Consider the following 22010-nt stretch of genomic DNA (forward strand, 5'->3'; position numbering starts at 1 on the left):
GCGGAAGGACGGCGTGCAGGTGAGCTCTCAGGCCATTGACCGCGGCCCGGGGATGAGTTTGACGGCGGCGGTGGCGGCCAGCAGGCATACGGCGATTGCCAGGCACATCGCGATCGGCGTACCGGAGGTCCGGTGTCCTGCGGCGATGGCGCCGAGGAGCGCGACCCCGACGGCCCCGCCGGTCTGCCGTGCGGTGTTCAACGCGCTTGAGCCCATGTTCCTGTGCTCGTCGGGCGCGAACGACATGACCACCAGAGCCTGCGCCGGGGCGACGAGGTTCTGGCCGAACGCGAAGACAGCCAGGCCGACCGCGATCGCCGCGTACGGCACCGAGGTCGTTCCGAATGCCAGGATCGCCAAACCGGCGGCGCAGCAGAGCATGCCGACGCCGATGCCGGCTCGTGGCCCGTACCGGTGCGTGACGCGACCGCCGACCAACGCCGACGTGATGGTGGCCACGACAGTCAGGGGAAGGAACGCGGCGCCGGTCGCCAGCGGGGACAGATGGCGCAGCTCCTGGAAGTCGAACGTGTAGACGATCAGCGTCCCGTAGAGGGTGAAGTTGTAGGCGGCCCCGGCGAGCAACCCCGCCAGCACCGGCCTGGCCGCGAGGATCGACGGCGGGAGCAGGACCTGGCGGCCCGCTCGGGCGCCACGGTGCTGGCTGACCACGAAGATCACCAGCACCGCCGCGCCGCCCACCAGCGGGCCGAGGACCGGCCACGACACCCAGCCGTCCAGAGTGGACTCCACCAGTCCGGACACCACCGCCGCCAGCCCGGCCGCCGCGAGGACCTGCCCGCGCGGATCGAAACCCGTGCGGCGCCGGGTGGTCTCGGGAACGTAGCCGAGCAGCAGCCAGCAGGTGAGGGCGACGACCGGAAGGTTCAGCAAGAAGACGCTTCGCCAGCCGGCCGTGTCGACGAGCGCCCCGGACAGCAGCGGTCCGACCATGAACCCGATGCCGCCGACGCTGACCCACACCGCGACCGCCTTGGCCCATGCCGCGGGATCGGTGTAGGTGCGGGTGATCAGCGTCAGCGGCGCCGGGGCAAGGAGCGCCGCACCGACGCCCTGCGCCGCACGTGCCGAGATCAGCACGCCCGCCGACGGTGCGAGCCCGGCCACCAGTGACGCGACGGCGAAGATCACCAGGCCTATCAGGTAGGCGCGACGAGCGCCGATCCGGTCGCCCAGCAGGCCCGCGGACAGCAGCAGCGCGGCGAACACGAGTGTGTAGGCGTCGACCGCCCACAGTGCCGTCGCCGCGCCGGCCCGGAAGTCCGAGCGAATGGCGGGGACGGCGACGTTGACGACGTTCGCCTCCATCACGATCAACGCCGTGCCCAGGCACATTCCGGCCAGCCCCAAGGCGTTCTTGTGGACGGTGGTCATCGGGCCCGGCGAAAGCCGAAGGTCAGCCGGCTCGCGACCGCGAGGACCAACGCCGCGACACCGCCGTACAACGTGACCAGCGTGGTCGCGTGGCCCAGCGCTTGGCTGGCGACGGCATCGATCGGGCCGTTGCCGTTGGCGACCCGCGTGGCCAACGCGTCGACGTCCGTGGAGGCGGGCAGGTGCCGGCGTAGCTGGTCCGAGACTCCCGCGGCGAACAACAGGCCCATCAGGGAGATGTTGATCGCCAGGGACGTCATCCGGGCGGTCATGTCGATGCCGGACGCCATGCCGGAACGGTCGCTCGGGGCCGAGGCCGTGGTGGTGTTCGTCGTCGGCGTGTTCGTCAGCCCCAGGCCGATGCCGGCGACCAGCATGCCCGGCACCACAGTCAGCCAGCTCGGCTGGGCCGCCATGCTGCCGGCCATGACGGCCAGCAGGCCCACGCCGACGAGCGCCAGGCCGGCAGGGATGATCACGGCCGGCCGGTGGCGCAGCATCAGTCGTTCGGCCACGGGCGGCAACACCAGTGTCGGCAAGGTGTACGCGAGCAGCACCACGCTCGCGACACCCGCCGAGTAGCCAAGTCCCGCCTGGAGATACACCGGCAGGTAGATGATCAGCGGCCAGAAACTGAAGTTCATCCCCGCGGAGCTGAACAGCGCGCCCGAGAACGCCCGCACCCGGAACACCCGGAAGTCGATCATCGGCGCCTCGCCGCGCAGTTCCACGAGCACGAAGCACACCGCCGAGACCAGCGACACGGCGAGGGCGGCGAGCGGGAGCGGAGCGGTCAACCCGATGGTGGGCCCCTCGGTGATGAAGAACGTCAACCCCACCACCGCGAGGATCAGCGTCCCAAGACCCGCCAGGTCCATCCGACCGGCGCGCGGGTCACGGACGTCGGCCGGGCCGAGCAGCACCAGCGGAACGACCACGCACGCCACGCACACGTGCACCAGGAACACCCACTGCCACCCCAAAGTCGCCAGGATCTCGCCACCGATGGCCGGCCCGAAGCCCAGTCCGACCCCGAAAACCACACCCCACCAACCGAACGCGCGGGTCCGTTCCGGTCCGGCCGGGAACTGGTGCGACAGCAGCGCGATCTGGCAGGCGAGCATCGCCCCGCCGCTCATGCCCTGCGCGACCCGGCCGGCGATCAACCAGCCCGGCGTCGGCGCCAGCCCGCACAGCAGGGACGCCAGCCCGAACGCGGTCACCGCGAGGACCAGCACCCGCCGGTGGCCGAACCGGTCGCCGAGCGTGCCAGCGGGCATCAGCAAGGTCACCACCCCGATGGTGTACCCGCTCATGATCCATTCGGTGTCCGCGAAGGACCCCCGCAGTTCCTGCCCCACGGTCGGCAGGATCACCGGCACACTGGAGATCTCCAGGCCGAACATGAGCGCGGCCAGGCAGATCGCGACCAACCCGACCATCGGCCGGCCAGCCACTCGAGACGCGATAGACATGTACATATGTTCCACGGCGTTATCGGCCGACAGAACATCTAACAAGGGGTAAAGTCGCAAACCTGCTTAACGAATCAAAGGTACTATTCGCCCCATGGCTGCGAATCAACATCTGGCGCTGGACTCGACCGACTGCGAGATCCTCCGGCTGCTCCAACAGGACGGCCGGATGACCACCGCCGAACTCGCCCGCGCCATCCACATGTCCGCCACCTCCGCCGCGGACCGGCTCCGGCGCCTCACCGACCACGGCGTCATCCGCGGCTACCGCGCCGTCGTCGACCAGACCGCGCTCGGCTACCCGCTCACCGCGTACATCCGGCTCCGCTGCTACACCAGCACCACCCTCACCGACTACGAGGACTTCCTGGCCGCCCAACCGCAGATCCTGGAGGCACACCACATCACCGGCGACGACTGCTACCTCATCCGGATCGCCGCCCGATCCGTCGCCGACCTGGAAGAGCTGTCCACCGCACTCAGCACCTACGGCCGCGTCACCACGAACATCGTCTTCTCCAGCCCGGTACCCGACCGTTCGCTGACGCCCGTCGCGGCGGAACCTGTCAGCCCGTGACGTCGAGGCGTCCCTTGAGGAACGCGAGGATCTCGTCCCTGGCCTGACGGGTGGGATGTCCGTCCTCGTCGACCAGGTGGGCGGTGACCACGCTGTGCGGGGTGCCGACGACTTCACGGAAGAACGGCGGCGGACTGGGGTTGGCCGAGGTACCAGGGAGGACGCGGCCGTCGAAGGCGTCGCCGAGCAGCGCTCGGTAAGCGGCGAAACGCTGGCCGGTGCACCACCGGTCGTTGTCGAACCGGTAGGCGAGCACCGTCAGTCCGTCACGGGTGATGCGGTCGCGGACCGCGTGGGCGTCCTCCTCGCTGATCTCGAGTCCGGCGGGGTCGTCCAACGGCAGGGACGGGTGGTTGACCACAGGCGCGATGACGGCCGGTTCCAGGGTCATGGTGAGGGCGAAGTTGCCGGTGAAGCACAGGCCGATCGCGCCGACTCCGGGACCGCCGCATTCGCTGTGGGCGCGGCGCGCGAGCCCACGCAGCCACGCGGTGACAGGGCTGGTGCCGCCCCCGGCGAACGCACGGAACTCGGCGCTGACGCACGCGCGACGAGCCACCTTCTCGCCGTCCACGGCCGTGGGATAGGCACCGTCGACCCCGAACAGGGACGGTACATAGACGGTGAAGCCGGCGTCACGCACCCACCGCGCCAGCCGCAGGACGTCCGGGCTGATACCGGGCATCTCTGGCATCACCACCACGGCCGGCCCGCGGCCCGATACGTGGACCGTCTTCACCACGCCGTCCACGTCCACCGTTCGATGGGAGAAGTCCGTGATCGCGTCGTCGCTCATGCCGACAGCATGGACTGGCCCGGCCCACCCAGTCATAGGCGGGATCGCCACATCTGAGGGCGATCTCGCCACCGGTCCGGAAATCGCCCTGTCGGCCCGGCCAAGGTAGGTTGAGCGGGTCGGTGCACGGATGGAGGCGAACGTGGTCGAGGTCCCGAACCTGGTGCTCAACGACGGCCGGGCGATCCCCCAGTTCGGCCTCGGGGTGTGGCAGGTGCCGAACTCGGCCGTGACCGCGGCCGTGCTCAGCGCGCTTGAAGCGGGCTACCGGAGCGTGGACACCGCGGCGATGTACCGCAACGAGGACGGGGTCGGCGCCGCGATCGCCGCCAGTGGCGTGCCGCGGGCGGACCTGTTCGTGACGACCAAGTTGCGCGGCAACGACCTTGGCTACGACGCCGCGATGCGTGGGTTCGACGAGAGCCTCCGCAAGCTCAAGTCGGACTACGTGGACCTGTATCTGATCCACTGGCCGGGCGGGACCGCGGCCCAGTACGTCGACGCCTGGAAGGCGTTCGAGGGCCTGCGCGCCGACGGGCGGGCCCGCTCGATCGGGGTGTCCAACTTCGGCATCTCCCACCTGCGCACCCTCTTCGACCAGACGGGCACCGTGCCCGCGGTCAACCAGGTCGAGGTGCATCCCGACCGGCCGGAGACCGACCTGCGTGCCTTCCACGCCGAACACGGGATCGTGACCGAGGCGTACAGCCCGCTGGCCGTCGGGCGGTTGGTCAAGGACCGGACGGCCCGCCGGATGGCCGAGCGGTACGGCCGGACGCCGGCGCAGATACTGCTGCGCTGGAACATCCAGTTGGGCAACCGGGTGATCCCCAAGTCCGTGCGACCGGAACGGATCCGGGAGAACCTCGACGTGTTCGACTTCGAGCTCACCGACGAGGACATGGCTCTGCTGGCCGACAGGTAGCTGCGCCGAAGGGCGTAACCCGCGGTTCTTGATCTCGGCGCGGACTCGTTCTCCGGTAAGTTCCGCTCGATGGGAGTGTTGTTCGCTCTTGATCCGATCGCCGCCGCGATTCTTCTCCACGCGGGGTTCGGCAAGCTCATCGCGCCGCTGGCTACCCAGAAGGCGCTGGTGGAGATCTTTCCCCGAGCCCGCGGCCTGATCACGGTCACGCTGCTTCGTTGCGTCGCGGTGGTCGAGATCGTCGCGGGATGTGGCCTGTTGACGGCCGCGAGAACCGTATTCGCCACAGTCATAGGGGTTTTCGGTCTGTGTTTCGCCGCGATGGGCGCGGCTGGGCTGATCCGTGGCAGTAGCGTTCCGTGCGGGTGTTTCGGCGCTTCCAGCCGGCGCCCGCTCGGCTGGACCAACATCGCCTTGGGCGCCGCGCTGGCCACGGTCGGCTCGCTGAACCTGCTCTTGAGCTGGCCGGAAACGGACCTGGCCGCTGCGATACCGCTCGCCGCGGGCGGAACGGCCCTGCTAGGTCTATGGACACACCGGCACCGGATATTCCGCCGCGGATCGACGGACCGACGAGCGCCGATCGAACCGTACCCGGACGTCACCCTCGGGCAGATTCCGCCAGTCTGGCCCGACAGTTTGCCAAACAGCGACAATTGCGTGCTGTTGGTCCTCAGCACCATGTGCGACACGTGCGCCGGCATTGTCGACCAGTTCGCCAAAAGACAGGCCCACGAGGACTGGCCGGCGGTGGGAATGGTGATCGCGACGATTGACCGGGACAGCGCCGAGGAATTCGTCGTCGAGCACGGCCTGGCACAGTTCCGGTACTACTTCGACGAGGGCGCCGAATGGTTGTCCACACAGCTGGGCATACGACACAGCCCGGTCGCGTTGGTCGTTGGCGGTGGCCGGTTCGTCGCGGCGTACAGGTTCAGTGACATCAAGGTTCTCCGCGCGCAGGTGATCAAGGATCTGCGATCGGTTCCCCGCGCGTGAGGTGATGGTCAGGACTCGGCGGTTCTGCCGTGAACGTGGACGGCGTGGCCGTAGCAGCCTTCGGGTTGCTGAGCCAGGAGTGGACCAACCCGGCGGGTCACCGCCGCGACCGGCTCGGAACGGGTGGTCGTGTCGTGGGCTTCCTTGTCGATCCACAGCTGTGTCAGCCAAATCGTGTCCGGATCGTCCCAGGCTGTGTTGATGCTGTACGTGAGTAGGCCGCTGTCGTCGCCGCCGGCGCGGAATCCGTCAACGAGCAAGGCGATCAGCTCGGCACGCCGGCCGGACAATGCGGTCATCCGTCCGTACACACTGAACATGTTCCCACTGGACACGCGCGTTCCCCCTTCACCGGACCGATCCGCGTTCGAGCCTACTCCCGCCTCATCTCGGCTTGGCCCGCCTGATCCGGATGTGGAGTTCACCGGGTGTGGCCCAGGTGTCGGCGCGGTCGCTGAGCAGGGACACCATCTGCCAGCCGAACGTGGCGGTGTCCACCGGACGGGCGCTGTCGGTGCGAACCGTTGCCAGCACGGAGATCGAGTCCGGCGCGGTCTCGAACTGGCAGTGCAGCAGGTCTCCCGGCCCGGATCTGGCCAGCAGCAGCGCGCACATCTCGTCAACGGCCAGCCGCAGATCGTCCACTGTGTCCAGATCGAAGTCCGCCTCAAGCGCGACGGCCACCACCAGTGACCGGAGCACGAACATCTGCGAACTCCTGGCCGACAGCGTGACGTACGTCACCGTGGCGTCAGGTCGCCGGCCATTGTCGACCGCGCGTCGCGATTCCTTCATCGTTCCACCACTCCCTGCCCACCGGGCTACCCGGCGACGGACCGATCGACACCGCGCGGCGCGAATTGGTGGCCGGGGTTTGACCCGGCCGGTCACCGGGTACCCGGGCGGAGACAACGACACTGCGGTTGAGAACACAGCCGCGGCGAGTTCGGCGGCCACCCCCAGCGGGCAGCTCTGCCGGCCGAACCCGAGCATCCGCACCGAGGGTGTGATCCCATTGCCAGTGCAGGAAAAGGAACGGCTCGACGAGTACGGCGAGTTCAGACCCCTGTTCCACCAACTAGCCGACGACAGTGTGCCGGAGGCACGCCGGGTCACCATCCGCAACAGGTTGGTGGTCGAGCATCTTCCGGTCGCCGAGCACATCGCCCGGAAGTTCCGCAACCGCGGCCAGCCGGTGGACGACCTCGCACAGGTCGCCAAGGTCGGGCTGATCCACGCGGTCGACCGGTTCGATCCCGGCCGGGGCAGCGACTTCCTGTCCTTCGCGGTGCCGACCATCACCGGCGAGGTGCGCCGTTACTTCCGGGACGCCACGTGGGCGATCCGGGTACCGCGGCGGCTCAAGGAGTTGAACGCGGCGATCACCGCCTGCGCCGGGCAGCTGTCCCAGGAACTGGGCCGTGCTCCCCGTCCCCGGGAGATCGCCAAGCGGCTCAACGTCCCGATCGAGGATGTCCACGAAGGACTCCAGGTCAGCTTCGCCTACCATACGTCCTCATTGGACACGAGCGCCGACGAGGAAACCCAGCACACCGGTGCCACCATGGGGCACACCGACAAGCGGCTGGACCTGGTGGAGAACCGGGAGGCCCTCTACCCGGCCCTGGCCGCGCTGCCCAAGCGCGAGGCGTCCATTGTGGCCATGCGGTTCTTCGGCGACATGACCCAGAGCCAGATCGCCCAACGCGTCGGCATCTCCCAGATGCACGTCTCCCGGTTGCTGGCCGCCAGCCTGCAGAAGCTGCGGCACACCATCATGGACGACCAAGCGGCGAACTGATGGCCGCGTAACGGACGTCCAGGTACTCCCGGATGCCTTCGCTACCGCCCTCGCGGCCCAGACCGGACGCCTTCACCCCGCCGAACGGGGCCGCCGCGTTGGACACCACGCCCTGGTTGACGCCGACCATGCCGACCTGCAGCCGGTCGACCAGCCGCAGCGCCCGGTCCAGGTTCTCGGTGAACAGGTAAGCGGCCAGGCCGAACTCGGACTCGTTGGCGAGCGAGACCGCTTCGTCCTCGGTGTCGAACGGGACCACGGGCGCCACCGGGCCGAAGATCTCGTTGTGCAGCACCGGGGAGTCGGGCGGGACCGAGGTCAGCACGGTGGGTGGGTAGAAGTAGCCGGGGCCGGTGTCGGGTTCGCCGCCGGTGCGTAGCGCGGCGCCACCGGCCACGGCGGCCCGTACCAGGGTGTGCACTGTGTCCCGCTGGGCCTCGTCGGCCAGTGGGCCGGCGTCCACCGGTTCGGTGCCGGGGCCGAACCGAAGGGCCTCGAGCCGGGTGACCAGGCGGTCGGTGAACTCCACGGCGATGCTGCGGTGTACGTAGAAGCGGTTGGCGGCCACACAGGACTGACCGTTGTTACGCATCTTCGCCACTACCGCGCCGTCGACCGCGCGGTCCAGGTCGGCGTCGGCGAAGACCAGGAACGGCGCGTTGCCACCGAGTTCCATGGACGAGCGCACGATGTTGTCCGACGCGAGGCGCAGCAGGGTCCGGCCGACCGGGGTGGATCCGGTGAAGGACACCTTGCGCAGCCGCCGATCGTGCATCAGCCGTTGCGACACTGTGCTGGCCGACGAACTGGTGATCACGTTCAGCACGCCCCGCGGCAGACCGAGACCATTCAGGACTTCGGCGAGCAGGAGCGCGGTGAGCGGCGTCAACGACGCCGGTTTGACGACCATGGTGCAGCCGGCGGCGATGGCCGGCGCGACTTTCCGGGTCAGCATGGCCAGTGGGAAGTTCCACGGCGTGATCAGCAGACACGGACCCACTGGAGCGGCCGTGGTCAGGATCCGCCCGTTGCCGTCGGGTGCGGCCTGGTAGCGGCCGCCGACGCGGGTCGTCTCCTCACCGAACCAGCGCAGGAAGTCGGCGCCGTAGTCGACCTCGGTCCGGGCCTCGGCCAGCGGCTTGCCCATCTCGCGGGAGATCACGGTGGCGAACTTCTCCCGGTTGGCGACGACCGCGTCGTAGGCGCTGCGCAACAGTTCCGCCCGGAACCGGGGGGTCGTCGCCGCCCAGTCGGCCTGCGCGTCGACCGCCGCCGCCAGGGCCGCGTCGACGTCCTCGGCGCCCGCGTCGGCGACTTGGGCGAGCGTTTTGCCGGTGGCCGGATCCTCGACGCCGAGATGGCGACCGCTCACGGCAGGACGCCACTCGCCGTCGATCAGCAGTCCGGTCGGGATGGCGGCGATCAAGTCATCGGTCATCGGCCCAGTGTCGAGTCACCGCCCGGACCGTCACCAGCGACGACATGTGGGGAATCCCGGCCCGTTCGGCCAACACACTGGTCACCGGTCGACCTCGGCGCGCAGCCGTCTCAGCCGCAGGCTGATGTCCAGCAACAGCCGGTCCTCGTGCGAGCCGAGATCCCGGTCGGTCAGGTCGGTGATCTTGCGCAGCCGGTAGATCAGCGAATGCCGGTTGAGGAACAGCCGCCGGGCCGCCGAGGAGATGTTCCCGTTCTCGGCGAGGAACACTTCGAGGGTACCGAGCAGATCCGAGTTGTGGTCCTTGTCGGCCGTTTCCAGCGGCGACAACACTTCGCCGGCGAGCCGCGCGGCCACTTGGTCGGTGGCAAGGGAATGCAGCAGCATGAACGCGCCGAGCTCGTCGGTACGGCCGGCGGCACCGGGACCGTGCAGCGCGCGGGTGACCGCGCGCGCGGTCCTGGCCTGGACCACCGCGTCCGCGAGGGTGCTCAGGGTGTAGCTGCCCGTGGCGAGCCCCCACGACAGCGTCGCCGGGGCCGCGACGCTCGCCGCCTCCTCGACCACCATCGCGAAGTCGACGCCAGCGGCCCGTGCGCCGACCAGCAGTTCGTTACCTCGCCAAGCGACCAGACCGCCCGCGGCGACGAGCCGGCGACGCAGGCGCAAGGCCACGTCCCGGACCGACGGAGCGGTGGCCGCGTCCTGAATCTCCAGCAGGCCGACCCCCACGTTCAGGCCCAGGCTCAGCGGCAGGCCGAGCAGGGCGGCACGGGCGGCCAGCTCGTGTTCGGACGTGATGCCACCGGCCGCCACCGTCCACAGGAAGTCGCTGCGAGCCCGCCACTCGGCCTCGTCGGCGGCGATGTCCCGGAGCAGCTCGATCGCCACCGCGGTGCCCGCGTGCGCCACCGCGAGTTCGGCGGCCGCCGGGTCGTCCGCGGTCGGGAGGATGGCCACCACCCAGGCCAGGATGTCCGCGCGCACCGTCGCCGGCGCCGCGACCAGCCGGTGGTCCGCGTCCAGCTGGGCGGTCAGCGCGTCGACACCGGTCAGGCAGTCCCGCAGCCGCGTCAAGCGGTCCGGACTGGCCCCCCAGTCCGTCCCCGCCGGGCCGGCGCCGAGCAGGCCCAGCGTGAGATCCAGGACCAGCACAGGCCCGCCGAGCACGACCTCCAGCGCATCGGCGACACCGGCCACCCCGGTCGCGCTGAGCAACGCCTGGTTGACGCCCTGATCCCGGGTGAACAGCGACTGGATGATCGCGCGGGACACGTCCGAGAACCGGATCGACCAGGGCAGCTCCAGCAGCGGCATGGCGACTTCGGCCGCCGCCGCGACCACGGCCGTGGGCACGTTCTGGTGCGGTGCGCCCGGTCCGGTGCTGAAGCAGACCGCCGCCGCGCCGGCCTCGGCGAGCTGGCCGACGAACCGCACCAGCTGGGCCTCGTCGCAGCCGACCCCGGTGGTCAACACCAGATCGCCGGTGCTGACGAAGTGCTCCACCGGCCACTCGATCACCGCGACCCACCGAATCGGACGGTGCAGCTGGTCGGCTCCGGTGTGCAGGGTCGCGCTGGCCAGTTCGGGCAGCGTCCGGCACCAGGCCATGTCGATGCCACGCTGACCGTTCCGCACCGACTCAGGCTAGACCATCTTGGACCAAGACGATCGTCGCACAACCTGGGGTACGCGCCGGGCCGGACTTGCACCACGTTGCCAGTGTCACCCGGGCCGGGATTCTGGGAACAATCCGGAAACCGACGTGGAAACGGAGTTCATACTGTGGCGGACAAGGCTCAACGGCTGTGGCACCCCTTCGCCGACATGTCCCGGATACCCGGTCACGAACTGGTGCTGGCCCGGGGTGAGGGCTGTTGGCTGTGGGACGACGTCGGTCGTCGCTATCTCGATGTCACCGCCGGCCTGTGGTTCGCCAACGTGGGCCATGGCCGCGCCGAGATCGCCGACGCCGCCGCCGCACAGCTGCGTTCCCTCGCCGCGTACTCGATTTTCGACCGCTACGCGAACGAACCGGCGCTGGCCCTCGCCGACCGGCTCGCCGCGATCGCGCCGATCGAGGACGCGGCGGTGTTCTTCACCAGCGGTGGTTCCGACTCAGTGGACACCGCGGCGAAGATGGCGCGCCGGTACTGGCAACTACGCGGACACACCGAACGTACGGTGATAGTCGCGCGCACCAACGCGTACCACGGCATGCACGGCTTCGGCACCGCGCTGGCCGGGATCCCGGGCAACGCGGCCGGTTGGGGCCAGATCATGCCGGACGTCCTGCACGTGCCGCACGACGACCACACCGCGCTGGCCGCAGTGTTCGCCCAGCACGGCACAAAGATCGCCGCCGTGATCGGCGAACCGGTGATCGCCGCGGGCGGCGTTTACCCGCCTGTGGAGGGCTACTGGAAACAGGTCCGCGCACTGTGCGACGAGTACGACACGCTGCTCATCGCCGACGAGGTCGTCACCGGCTACGGCCGGCTCGGCTCCTGGTTCGCCAGCGACCTGTTCGAGATCCGGCCGGACCTGGTCACCACGGCCAAGGGCCTCACCTCGGGCTACCTGCCGTTGGGTGCCGTGCTGGTCGGGCCTCGGGTACGGGACGAGCTGTGGTCGGCCGGCGCCGGCATGTTCCGGCACGGCTACACGTACTCCGGGCACGCCGCCGCCTGCGCCGCCGCACTGTCCAATCTGGACATCCTTGAGCACGAGGACCTGGCGGCGCAGGTGCGGCGGCTCACCCCGGTGCTGGCGGCCGAACTGGACTCCTTGCGTGGCCTGCCGGCCGTACGGGAGGTCCGGCACGTCGGCCTGCTCGGCGCGGTGCAACTGGCGCAGCCTGAGCAAACGGACACGTTGGTGGCTCGGCTGCGGGAGCGCGGCATGCTGCTGCGCGGCCTGGTCGGGCATTCCATCCAGATCTCGCCGCCGTTCGTGATCACCGAGACGGAGTTGCGCAAGTTCGCCGCCGTCCTCGCCGAGGAGCTGACCGAACTGGGCCGGGACCATGCGGCTTGACGGCAAAGTCGCGCTCGTCACCGGCGCGACCTCCGGAATAGGCACGGCCATCGCCAGCCGTCTCGCCGAAGAGGGCGCACAGGTCCTGCTGACCGGGCGTTCCGCCACACACGGCACGCAACTCGCCAGGCGGCTGCCCGGGTCCCGCTTCCATGCCGCCGACCTGCTGCGTGAGGACGCGGCGGACGAACTGGTGGCGTCCTGCGTCGCGGCGTACGGCCGGATCGACGTGCTGGTGAACAACGCCGCCGTCGACCACACCGGCGACCTGGTCAGCACGCCGACGACCGAGGTGCGGGAAACCTTTGAGGTCAACACTTTCGCCACCCTGCGGCTGATGCAGGCGGCGGGCCGCAGGATGATGGGGACCGGCGGTTCGATCGTCAACATCACCTCACGGCTCGCGTCCGTCGGGGTGCCCACGATGGGTGTCTACAGCGCGTCCAAGGGTGCCGTGCTCGCCCTCACCCGGGCCGCGGCCGTCGAACTGGCGCCGTACCACATCCGGGTGAACGCGGTGGCCCCCGGCATGACCCGGACCCCGCTGTACCAGGCCTGGCTGGACCGGCTGCCCGACCCGGCCGCGGCCGAGCGGGACGTGCTGGCCCGGATCCCACTCGGCCGCCTGGCCAGTCCCGAGGACATCGCCGCCGCGGTCAGCTACCTCGCCTCCGACGACGCCGCGTACATCACCGGCGCCTCGTTGCCACTCGACGGTGGTTACACCGCTCAGTAAGCCAGTTTCCGGATCTGACAGGAGAGTGTGCCGTGGGCACTCCAGCGGTTGACACCGTCGCCCTGCCGTGGGCGGAGCGATGCTCGAGCCTGGTCGGCTCGGTGATCGACTCCAGCACCGCGTTGCTGCAGCAGCAGAAGCACGACATCGTGCGGTTCGCGATGGGCAGCCCGGCGGCGGAGGCGATCCCGACCGAGCTGCTCGACGAGCTGAGCGGGAAAGCGCTGCGCGAGTACGGCGCGGCGTCGTTCGACTACGCGGCGACGGAAGGCGATCCAGCCCTGCGCACGGCGTTGCTGGACGTCCTGGCCGCGACGCCGGAATCGACCACATCGGACCGGTTGCTGGTGACCAGCGGCGGTATGCAGGGCCTTGACCTGGCCAGCAAGTTGTTCATCAATCCCGGTGACCTGGTCGCGGTGGAGGCACCCACGTACACCAACGGCACCGCCACCGTGCTGTCGTACGGCGCGCGGGTGCTGGAAGTCCCGGTGGACGAGGACGGCATGCGCGTGGAGGAGTTGCCCGAACTGGTCGAACGCTTCGGGCCGCCGCGGGTGATCTACACCATCCCGAACTTCCAAAACCCTTCCGGTACAACGCTTTCCCTGCCACGCCGGCGACTGCTGCTGGAACTGGCCGGCCGGTGGGGATCGGTCGTCATCGACGACGACCCGTACGGCTGGCTGCGGTTCAGCGGGGACGACCTGCCCAGCCTGCGCGAACTGGGGGCCGGCAACCCGCTGGTGGTGTCGGTGCGCACGTTCTCCAAGATCCTCGCCCCCGGGCTGCGGGTCGGCTGGGTGGACGCCGATCCCCGGGTGATCCGGCGGATGATCAACGCCAAGCAGGCCATGGACACGTGCACGAACCTGCCCGCCCAGCTGCTCGTCGCGGAGTTCCTCGCCGGCGGCCACCTGGCCGACCACCTGGTTGGCCTGCGCCCGGAATACCGGCGGCGCAAGGAGGCCATGCAGGACGCCCTGCGCCAACACCTGCCGTTCGCGCGGTTCACCGATCCGGACGGCGGCTTCTTCCTGTGGCTGACCCTGCCGGACGAGGTGGACACCAGCGCGCTGTTCGACGTGGCGCTGGCCGAAGGGGTGGCGTTCATTCCCGGACGGGCCTTGTCCGCGTCAGGCGCGTTCGGCAACTCGCTGCGGTTGTGCTTCGCCTCCACTGATCCGGCACGCAGTCTTGAAGGCGTGCAACGGTTGGCACGTGCTGTTCATAGTGTCCATTGAGGAGTTGGTTCGTGAAAAGAAAAGTAACCGTGGTCGCGGTCGCCGCGACACTCGGAATCGGCACCATCACAGCGGTTTCGGCCGCGTCCAGCCAGCGGAACGCGGACTGTTCGTCCGGGGCGCACACCCTGTCGCACTCCGGCGACACCGTGTACCCGGAGACCGGTAACGGCGGCTACACGAGCGTCCACACCGATGTCAGCCTGCGTTACGACGCGAACAACAACAAGTTCCTGCCCGGCAACCACGTCACGTTGACCAGCCGGGCGACCCAGTGCCTCACCGACTTCAGCCTGGACTTCCAAGCCAACTCGGGCGGCAAGCCGAACGGCTCCAACCTCACCGTCGGCTCCGTCACGGTGAACGGGCAACCGGCCACTTTCGCCTTCGTCCAGCCCACCTATCCGGGCGACCCGAACGGCCAGAACGACCCGGATCCGCGCGCACACCAGGTGTCCCAGGCCAATCCGGTCGGCGGGCCCAACCACAACCCGTTGCCGCCGGCGTGTTCGCCGGAACTCACCTCGGCCAACGCGTCCCAGCGCGATTCGCTGAACGGCACGGCCTGCCCGGCGAACAAACTGGTGATCACGCCGAGCGCGCCGGTCGCCAACGGGGACACGTTCACTGTGACGGTCAACTACACCGGCACACCTGGCCTGCACTACGGCGCGGACGGCTCCGCGGAGGGGTGGTTCAAGACAACCGGCGGCAACTCGATGACCACCGAGCCGGTGGGCACCGAGAACTGGATGCCGTTGAACAACCATCCCAGTGTCAAACCGACGTACGACTTCTACTCCACGGCCGCGACCGGTAAGACCGCGCTGGCCAACGGACAACTGGCCGGCAAGACCACGAACCCGGCGGACGCGGACTTCCCGAACGGCTCGGTGACCTGGCACTGGCACGCGGACATGCCGATCGCCAGCTACCTGGTGGTCAGCATCATCGGCGACTACTCGTTCGACGAGCGCACCACCGCCGGAATCAAGTACTACCAGGCGCAGGACACGCACATCACCACCACGCAACAGAAGAAGAACAAGGCGGTGATGGACAAGCACGCGGACATCACCGCGTTCCTGAGCCAGTACAGCGGCCCGTATCCGTACCCGTCCGACGGTGTGGTCGCCGGCATTCCCAGCACCCCGGACAGTGTCGAGGAAATGCAGACGATGATCGTCTTCACCAACGGCAAGGTGGACGAACAGACGCTCTATCACGAGACCATGCACCAGTGGTGGGGTGACAACGTCTCCGAGGCCAGCTACACCATGGCTTTCTTCAAGGAAGGCCTGGCATCCCTCGGCGAGTACCTGATGGCCGCGCGGAAGGCACAGGACGCGGCCGGCGGGCCGGGCACCGCGGCCGGGCGGGCGGCGTTCCAGCAGAGCCTGGTCGACCAGTTCAAGGACACGTACAGCAGCATGGGGACGTTCTGGACGCAGGCGCCTTCGAAGCCCCCGGCGTACAACCTCCTGGAGGACGACGCCAGCTACGAACGGCCCGGTGGCTCCTACATCGCGCTACGGCAGATCCTCGGCGCGGACAGGTTCGTCGCCGCCCTGCAGTACATCCAGCAAACGTACAACGGCGGAACCCTGACCGAACCACAACTGGAGGACGCTTTCCAGCGTTACCTGCCGAACCCGAGCCCGGCCTGCACGGCGCGGCTGGCCGACTTCTTCACGCAGTGGTGGGACACCGCGTATCCGGCCGGCGGCGACCCGAACCGGCCGCAGATCACCGGTCCTGGCCTGGACAGCCCGGACTTCTACCAGGGTGGGTGCACAGCCACCCGATGACCAGCCGTGGGACCGGACCAGGGATGATCGAGTCATGAGCGCTTCGCTGTCGCGGCCGGAGTTGCGGGACTTGATCACGTCCGGTCCCATGGTCCATCTGAGCACGGTCAACGCCGACGGGACGCCACAGGTGACCGTCATCTGGATCGGGTTGGACGGCGACGACCTGGTCAGCGGCCACATGAGCCGGTCACAGAAGGTACGCAACATCGAACGGGACCCCCGGGTGGTGTTGTCGTTCGACGCGCCGCGCGTGCCCGGCGTCTTCCTGAACGAGTACGTGACGCTGCGGGCGCATGCCACCGTGCAGCCGAGCGACGACGCGTGGCACCTGCTCAACCGGCTGGCCAAGATCTACATGGCGCCCGACGCGGAGTTCCCGGCGCCGCAGGGTCCTGGCTACATCGTGCGGTACTCGGTCGAACGGATCGGCGGCGTCGGTCCATGGGCCCGGTCGTGACCAGCCGCCATGGACGTCCCCTCGACACCAGGTCCGCTGTACGTGCGGGTCGCCGACGGGCTGCGTGAGGCGATCCGCCAGGGCGAGTTCGGCGCGGGCGAGCGGCTGCCGTCGGACCGGGATCTGGCCCGCGACCTGGACGTCAGCCGGACTACCACGATCGCGGCGTACCGGCTGCTGCGCGCGGAGGGGCTGCTGGAGAGCACTCGCGGCAGCGGGACCCGGGTGGCCACCTCGGGTCGTCTGGTCGGCCCGGCGGTCCAGGTCGGGCCGACGGCCAAACTGCCCGAGGCGATGCCCCCGGACACCGTCGACCTCGCCGGGTCCCTGCTGCCCGGCCTGGACGTACTACCCGACAACGCGCTCCACCTCGGCGCGGACGAGATGCGCCGGCTGGCCGTGGACTTCGAGTACGAGCCGCTCGGCCTGCCGGCGCTGCGGGAGGCCATCGCCGCCCGGTACACCCGGGCCGGGCTGCCGACCACGACCGCCGAGGTGCTCGTCACCACCGGCGCCCAGCAGGCCATCCAGCTGCTGTTCGCCCTGTTCGGCCAGGGCCGGGGCGTCATCGCGACCGAGAACCCGACCTACGCCGGCGCCCTCGACGCCGCCAGGACCGCCGGTGCGACCCTGCTCGGGCTCCCCTGCGACGCCGAAGGGATCCGGGTGCGGGCGCTGCGCGAGGCACTCGACTCGGTGCGGCTCGTCTACCTGATGAGCACGTGCCAGAACCCCACCGGGACAACGATGAGCGCGGCGCGCAGGCGTGAGATCACGCGCTTGGCGGCGTCGACCGGGACACCCGTGGTGGACGACACCACCCTGGCCGAGTTGACGTTCGACGAGCGACCGTACGCGCCCCTCGGCGCCCCGGACGACGCCACCATCATCACGGTCGGCTCGCTGAGCAAGCTGTTCTGGGCCGGGCTGCGGGTCGGCTGGATCCGGGCGCCCGAGCAGCTGCTGAACCGGCTGGCCCGGCTCAAGGCCACCGCCGACCTCGGCTCGTCCCACGTGAGCCAGCTGCTCGCCCTCCGCCTGCTGCCGACCGTCCCACAAGTCGCCGCGACCCAGCGCGCACGTCTGGTCGAGCGGCTCGACCTCACTGCCGACCTGCTCCGCGCTCAGCTGCCGTCCTGGTCGTGGACCCGACCGGCGGGCGGCCCATTCCTGTGGGTGCGCCTGCCCCACGGGACGGACGCCGCACGTTTCGCCCGAGTCGCCCTGCGGTGTGGCGTCCGGGTATTGCCGGGAGCCCGCACCTCCCCCGACAGCAGTTTCGCCGACCACCTGCGGATGTCCTACGTAGACAGTCCGGACCGGATCCGGGAAGCGGTCGACCGGCTGGCCCGCGCCTGGGCGAACCACTCGTCAGCCAGCGGTCTCGACCGCCCGGCCCTGGACGTCGTCGTCTAGGCCCTCAACCAGTACCGCCACAGAACTTTCCCAGGCTGAACCACAGTTCGGCGGCATGCCGAGCGTCATCCAGCGTCTGGGCACCAATCTCCTGAACCTTGTCACGGACGGGGCGGCCACGGTGTTCCCGTTGCGTGTAGAGCACCCAAGGCCGGGAGGCTTTCGGTGTCGCTTCCAGCAACCAGTCGACGCCACGGACCGTCGTTCGGTATAGATCCCTGGTCAGGGGCACCCAGGTCAGGGCGAGATGCCTGGCGGCCACTGTTCGCCTCCTTCGTCAGGGGTGTGCTCCTCAAGCGCAAACCCCGCGCCCTCACCTACGCTTCGTGCTTGTCACACGGTTCGCACTTGACCAGCTGACGGTCGTCGTCCGCCATGGCCGCCAGCCGAATGAGCCCCTCACCAAGATGACGGGCCTCGTCCGGCAACAAGTTGATCTTTGGTTCCCCCGTTGGCCGCTGGCCGATTGCCACGCGCGGGCCGACCTCCCGCATGCCTTGCTGGACGTAGATCTCCAGCTCCTTGGGCTGGTAGGCGGGGCCACCGTCCGTCTGGCCATCAAGTACCGGGTCTTCGGTGGACAGACGGACGAAACACATCCAGCCAGCCCCCATGTGGTCAGGCCAGCTCGGGTGATCGCCGTCGCACCAAGCCGGACAGGGCTCGTTTCCCCAAGATGACTGGTCTGCGTGCTGCATGCGCATGTCCCTCCTGATGTCGCCGTCTCACCGTGGACGGCACCCAGGACCGGCGTTGTGTCCCGTGTCTGGGACGTGCTCAGTTTGACTCGGGAGAAAGTCGCACCGGCCCCAGGTGCCAGATGCGACGCTAAGGCGGCTACTTGGCAGTAACCCGAGCTGTCAGCTCGGGTTGTCTGACGGCTCGGGTGACCGTGCCTGTTGGAGTCTCACGGGTCAAGCTGCGATCATTGGCTACGAAGGGAGTACATACGTGAGCCAACGATTGTCCGCAGACCGCTTGCGGCATGAAATTGCTGTCCTCATCGCCGACCGAGTTAAGGCGTACGACGTTGACAAAGTCTGCACTTCCTTGGGGCTCGATGCTGCGAAGGAGGATGCCGACCCGTTTCGGAGCAAGTACGCCTATGTAAAGTCACGACTCTTGGGCCACTCCATGGATCAGTTGCGGTCCATCGCAGCTCGGGCGGCGGACGAGTACGGCGATGAGGAGCTAGAGGCACTGCTGGTCGGCTCTGGCGCGACCGGCGTTGATGGCGAGCTAAAGAACATCATCTTTGCGTCGAACGGCCCCAAGCCTCGCATTGTCATGCGGGACGCGATTAACAACGTGATTGAGATCGTCGAGAACGCCGAGTACTGCCTCGTCTATGACCGCACGCTCTCACCCCAAGGGCTAGAGTGGCGCGATCTCGTCGAATGGTGGGCTACCGCGCCTGGTATGACCAACGCATTGCCAGAGGACATCGGCCGCGGACTGTATAAGCGCTTGTTTGAGTCGCTGGCCAGCGAGCCCGAGCGGCTGCTGTTTCGAGCATACTGCAAGCGCGTGGTCATCGAGGTCGATGGCAAGCAGCATTACGCGGATAGCGAAAGCGTGGCATCACCTCGGCTGTACGCCGAGATGGTCTCGGAAGATCGTAGACTCAGACTGGCTGGCAACGAGGTGTATCGGTTTGGCGGATATGAGCTTCAGGGCGAACGCGGCGAGCGGTTGCTTGATGAATTCTTTGAGTCGTTGCTTGGTGGCAGGTAAGGCGACACAAGCTGCGCCACATTGTTGAGATTGGGCACCACCGCCGTCGCGCCCGCCTCCCGCAACTCCGCCACGCTGAATTTGCCAGTGGCCACTCCTATTACACGTACGCCCGCCGCCAGTGCGGCCTCTACGTCCTTCGGGGTATCACCGATCAGAACCGTATGCTCGTTGTCGAACGTCAAGCCGGTTCGCTCGGCCGCCCGCCGTTGAGCGATCGCCACCAGTTCGTACCGCTCACGGTGGTCGTCGCCGTAGGCACTGGTCTCAAGGTCCAGGTACTCGGCAAGTCCGAAGACCTGGAGCTTGATCCGGGCCACCTCCCGCAGGTTGCCGGTCAGCACGCCTTGGTGAATCGCGGGATCGGCCGCCAGCGTCACCAGTGTCTCCTTGGCTCCGGGCAAGGCCCGGCCCCGCGCACGCAGTTCGTCGCGGGCGGCCGCATAGCCTGCGACCAGCGCGGAGGCCAATTGGCGGATGGTCGCGTCGGTCGGTTCCAGCCCGTGCAAGTCCAGCGTCTCGCGGATGATGTCCAGCTCAGTTCGACCGGACACCGTGGCGAGCTTGCGAAACGAGGTGCCAGTCACGGCCGGAAAGACCCGCTCGTACATCTCGCGACCGACACCGCGTGTCTCGATCAAGGTGTGGTCAAGGTCGAACAGCGCGAGCACGTGCGGGACCAGCAATGAAGCCATGCCCGCCAGTTTGACACTCGGTCGCAGGGCTGGTGGCTGCGCGTAGCATCAGGCGAGGTCACGGCCCCAAGGCAAGGCGGCCTGAGCAACGTGGACGAGCAGCTAGCCCGGCAGATCGGGGAGCGGGTGCGGTTCTACCGGACCGCCGCCCGTCAGTCCAAGGTAGTCGTAGCAGGACTGGCCGCTGTCTCGCCCGACTACCTGTACCAGATCGAAACCGGCCGCAAGATGCCCACCATCTCGGTTCTGGCGCAATTGGCGACGGCGCTCGGGGTGCCGGTCGGTCAACTACTCGGCCGCGAGATCAAATCGCCTGCGCCACAAGCGAAAGCCGCGACGGGCGACGCTGTCTACAGCGCGTTGACTGGTCCGCTGCCCGCGCCCTACGAGCCACCGTCCTTGTCCGAGCTGCGTAGCCACATCGCAAGTGCTTGGCAGATCTGGCAAACCTCACCGCAGCGTTACTCGAAGCTCAGCGTGCAACTGCCGGTGCTCATCACCGACACCGAACTGGCCGTTCGTGGCGCGTCGCCCGATGACCGACGCACCGCCTACCGCTACGCGGCCGACTTGCATGGCCTGGTGCGCACGGTGGCCAAACGCATCGGCCGCATTGACCTGTCGCTCCTGGCGGCCGACCGAGCCGTGCGAGCGGCCGAGCACGCTGACGACCCGCTGCGGCTGGCGGCGGCCCGCTGGAACCTGACGCAAGTACTCTTGGCCGATGGTCAGGCGCACGGAGCCGAAGCCGTTACCGCGCACGCGATTGAGGCCCTGCGACCGGAGGTGGAGCGGGGCGACTTGGACGCGGTGGCGTTGTCCGGTGCGCTCCTGCTCATCGCAGCCGTGGCGGCGGCCCGGCAGGGCAGGGCGTGGACGGCGCACGACCGGTTGCGCCAGGCCGAGCCGTTGGCGGCCCGGACCGGTGAGCGCAATACGTTCTGGACGGTCTTCGGGCCGACCAATCTGGACATGTACCGGGTGGCCTTGGCGGTGGAAACCGGCCATGCCACCGAAGGGTTGCGACTGGCCGAACAGGTAGATCATGACCGTTCGCTCTCGATTGAGCGGCGGGTGGCGTTCCTCCTTGACCAGGCCAAGGGCTACCAGCAACGCCGCGACTTCGCCAGTGCACTGGTGGTGCTCCATGCCGCTGAACGGGCCGCGCCCGAAGACATGAGGTACCGGCCGAGCGCTCGCAATGCCGTCAGGGCCGTCATGCACGGTGGCCGCCGGGCGGTGGCGGCTGAGGCGGCGCGACTGGCGGCCAGGGTCGGCATGCCGGTGTGAGGCAGAAGGCAGAGTTCCCTGTACAGGCACGTAAGGATTGTGCGCAGAAACGACACGTAAAAGCACATGGTGTTGTGCGAGCCAAATGAGACTGGTAATAACGCAAACAACAGGACAATCTCGTCAATACGATCGGCCGTCAAACGGTGCATCCCCCATGTCAAGAACTGGAAGATGCTCGCGCC

The 22010-nt window shown here is 68.5% G+C and carries 21 protein-coding genes; 12 read left to right on the forward strand and 9 right to left on the reverse strand.

Annotated elements, in window-relative coordinates:
• Window positions 1-27 precede the first annotated feature (27 nt).
• Window positions 28-1395 (reverse strand): MFS transporter, encoded by a 1368-nt coding sequence (locus EV192_RS37195; protein WP_132123312.1) that lies wholly within the window; start codon window positions 1393-1395, stop codon window positions 28-30.
• Window positions 1392-2870, reverse strand: coding sequence for an MFS transporter (locus EV192_RS37200; RefSeq protein WP_207926485.1), 1479 nt, complete (start codon window positions 2868-2870; stop codon window positions 1392-1394). Before EV192_RS37200 ends, EV192_RS37195 begins: the two co-directional genes overlap by 4 nt.
• A 94-nt stretch (window positions 2871-2964) precedes the next feature.
• Here EV192_RS37200 and EV192_RS37205 point away from each other — a divergent pair, with 94 nt between their 5' ends.
• Window positions 2965-3447: an Lrp/AsnC family transcriptional regulator gene (locus tag EV192_RS37205; RefSeq protein ID WP_132123314.1), complete on the forward strand. Its 483-nt coding sequence runs from the start codon at window positions 2965-2967 to the stop codon at window positions 3445-3447.
• Here EV192_RS37205 and EV192_RS37210 read toward each other — a convergent pair.
• Entirely contained in the window at window positions 3437-4243 is an 807-nt protein-coding gene (locus EV192_RS37210) for a dienelactone hydrolase family protein (protein ID WP_132123315.1), read from the reverse strand. The genes EV192_RS37205 and EV192_RS37210 overlap by 11 nt on opposite strands.
• 130 nt (window positions 4244-4373) lie before the next feature.
• Between EV192_RS37210 and EV192_RS37215 the strand changes: the two genes are divergently transcribed.
• Complete coding sequence (locus tag EV192_RS37215) at window positions 4374-5168, forward strand: aldo/keto reductase (RefSeq protein WP_243727317.1); 795 nt, start codon at window positions 4374-4376, stop codon at window positions 5166-5168.
• Window positions 5169-5237: 69 nt separating this feature from the next.
• Window positions 5238-6167, forward strand: a complete 930-nt coding sequence (locus EV192_RS37220; protein ID WP_132123316.1) for a MauE/DoxX family redox-associated membrane protein — start codon at window positions 5238-5240, stop codon at window positions 6165-6167.
• Between the two features lie 8 nt (window positions 6168-6175).
• Here EV192_RS37220 and EV192_RS37225 read toward each other — a convergent pair whose 3' ends face one another.
• Together EV192_RS37225 and EV192_RS56330 are read right to left on the reverse strand one after the other, a co-directional pair.
• Entirely contained in the window at window positions 6176-6487 is a 312-nt protein-coding gene (locus EV192_RS37225) for a putative quinol monooxygenase (RefSeq protein WP_207926487.1), read from the reverse strand.
• A 64-nt stretch (window positions 6488-6551) separates the two neighbouring features.
• Window positions 6552-6962: an ATP-binding protein gene (locus EV192_RS56330; RefSeq protein ID WP_243727318.1), complete on the reverse strand. Its 411-nt coding sequence runs from the start codon at window positions 6960-6962 to the stop codon at window positions 6552-6554.
• Between the two features lie 211 nt (window positions 6963-7173).
• Between EV192_RS56330 and EV192_RS56335 the strand changes: the two genes are divergently transcribed.
• Window positions 7174-7968 carry a SigB/SigF/SigG family RNA polymerase sigma factor gene (locus tag EV192_RS56335; RefSeq protein ID WP_243727328.1) on the forward strand — a complete coding sequence of 265 codons (795 nt, stop codon included), beginning with the start codon at window positions 7174-7176 and terminating at the stop codon, window positions 7966-7968.
• Here the strand turns inward: EV192_RS56335 and EV192_RS37235 are convergent.
• A complete protein-coding gene (locus EV192_RS37235; RefSeq protein WP_132123318.1) occupies window positions 7943-9406 on the reverse strand; it encodes an NAD-dependent succinate-semialdehyde dehydrogenase in 1464 nt (487 codons plus the stop codon). The genes EV192_RS56335 and EV192_RS37235 overlap by 26 nt on opposite strands.
• An 81-nt stretch (window positions 9407-9487) precedes the next feature.
• Entirely contained in the window at window positions 9488-11044 is a 1557-nt protein-coding gene (locus EV192_RS37240; RefSeq protein ID WP_132123319.1) for a PucR family transcriptional regulator, read from the reverse strand.
• 147 nt (window positions 11045-11191) lie between these two features.
• Here EV192_RS37240 and EV192_RS37245 point away from each other — a divergent pair, with 147 nt between their 5' ends.
• Genes EV192_RS37245 through EV192_RS37270 form a run of 6 tightly spaced genes read left to right on the forward strand, consistent with a single transcriptional unit; the run spans window position 11192 to window position 18106 of the window.
• Window positions 11192-12442 carry an aminotransferase family protein gene (locus EV192_RS37245; protein ID WP_243727319.1) on the forward strand — a complete coding sequence of 417 codons (1251 nt, stop codon included), beginning with the start codon at window positions 11192-11194 and terminating at the stop codon, window positions 12440-12442.
• Window positions 12432-13178, forward strand: coding sequence for an SDR family NAD(P)-dependent oxidoreductase (locus tag EV192_RS37250; protein WP_132123320.1), 747 nt, complete (start codon window positions 12432-12434; stop codon window positions 13176-13178). The genes EV192_RS37245 and EV192_RS37250 overlap by 11 nt, the downstream gene beginning before the upstream one ends.
• 32 nt (window positions 13179-13210) lie before the next feature.
• Complete coding sequence (locus EV192_RS37255) at window positions 13211-14422, forward strand: aminotransferase-like domain-containing protein (RefSeq protein ID WP_132123321.1); 1212 nt, start codon at window positions 13211-13213, stop codon at window positions 14420-14422.
• 11 nt (window positions 14423-14433) lie between these two features.
• Window positions 14434-16230, forward strand: coding sequence for a M1 family metallopeptidase (locus EV192_RS37260; protein ID WP_165960833.1), 1797 nt, complete (start codon window positions 14434-14436; stop codon window positions 16228-16230).
• Window positions 16231-16264: 34 nt separating this feature from the next.
• The gene (locus EV192_RS37265) at window positions 16265-16690 is read left to right on the forward strand and encodes a PPOX class F420-dependent oxidoreductase (protein WP_132123323.1); all 426 of its coding nucleotides are present in this window, start codon (window positions 16265-16267) and stop codon (window positions 16688-16690) included.
• 9 nt (window positions 16691-16699) lie between these two features.
• Window positions 16700-18106 carry an aminotransferase-like domain-containing protein gene (locus EV192_RS37270; protein ID WP_132123324.1) on the forward strand — a complete coding sequence of 469 codons (1407 nt, stop codon included), beginning with the start codon at window positions 16700-16702 and terminating at the stop codon, window positions 18104-18106.
• A 317-nt stretch (window positions 18107-18423) separates the two neighbouring features.
• Here the strand turns inward: EV192_RS37270 and EV192_RS37275 are convergent, their stop codons facing one another.
• Window positions 18424-18810: a hypothetical protein gene (locus EV192_RS37275; protein WP_132123325.1), complete on the reverse strand. Its 387-nt coding sequence runs from the start codon at window positions 18808-18810 to the stop codon at window positions 18424-18426.
• Window positions 18811-19057: 247 nt separating this feature from the next.
• Between EV192_RS37275 and EV192_RS37280 the strand changes: the two genes are divergently transcribed.
• A complete protein-coding gene (locus tag EV192_RS37280) occupies window positions 19058-19840 on the forward strand; it encodes a hypothetical protein (RefSeq protein WP_132123326.1) in 783 nt (260 codons plus the stop codon).
• Here EV192_RS37280 and EV192_RS37285 read toward each other — a convergent pair.
• Window positions 19777-20535 carry an HAD family hydrolase gene (locus EV192_RS37285; protein ID WP_132123327.1) on the reverse strand — a complete coding sequence of 253 codons (759 nt, stop codon included), beginning with the start codon at window positions 20533-20535 and terminating at the stop codon, window positions 19777-19779. The two genes, EV192_RS37280 and EV192_RS37285, sit on opposite strands and share 64 nt — an antisense overlap.
• Before the next feature lie 90 nt (window positions 20536-20625).
• Between EV192_RS37285 and EV192_RS37290 the strand changes: the two genes are divergently transcribed.
• The gene (locus EV192_RS37290) at window positions 20626-21825 is read left to right on the forward strand and encodes a helix-turn-helix domain-containing protein (RefSeq protein ID WP_132123328.1); all 1200 of its coding nucleotides are present in this window, start codon (window positions 20626-20628) and stop codon (window positions 21823-21825) included.
• Window positions 21826-22010 lie beyond the last annotated feature (185 nt).

It is taken from the genome of Actinocrispum wychmicini (genome assembly GCF_004345645.1).
Taxonomy (GTDB): Bacteria; Actinomycetota; Actinomycetes; order Mycobacteriales; family Pseudonocardiaceae; genus Kibdelosporangium; species Kibdelosporangium wychmicini.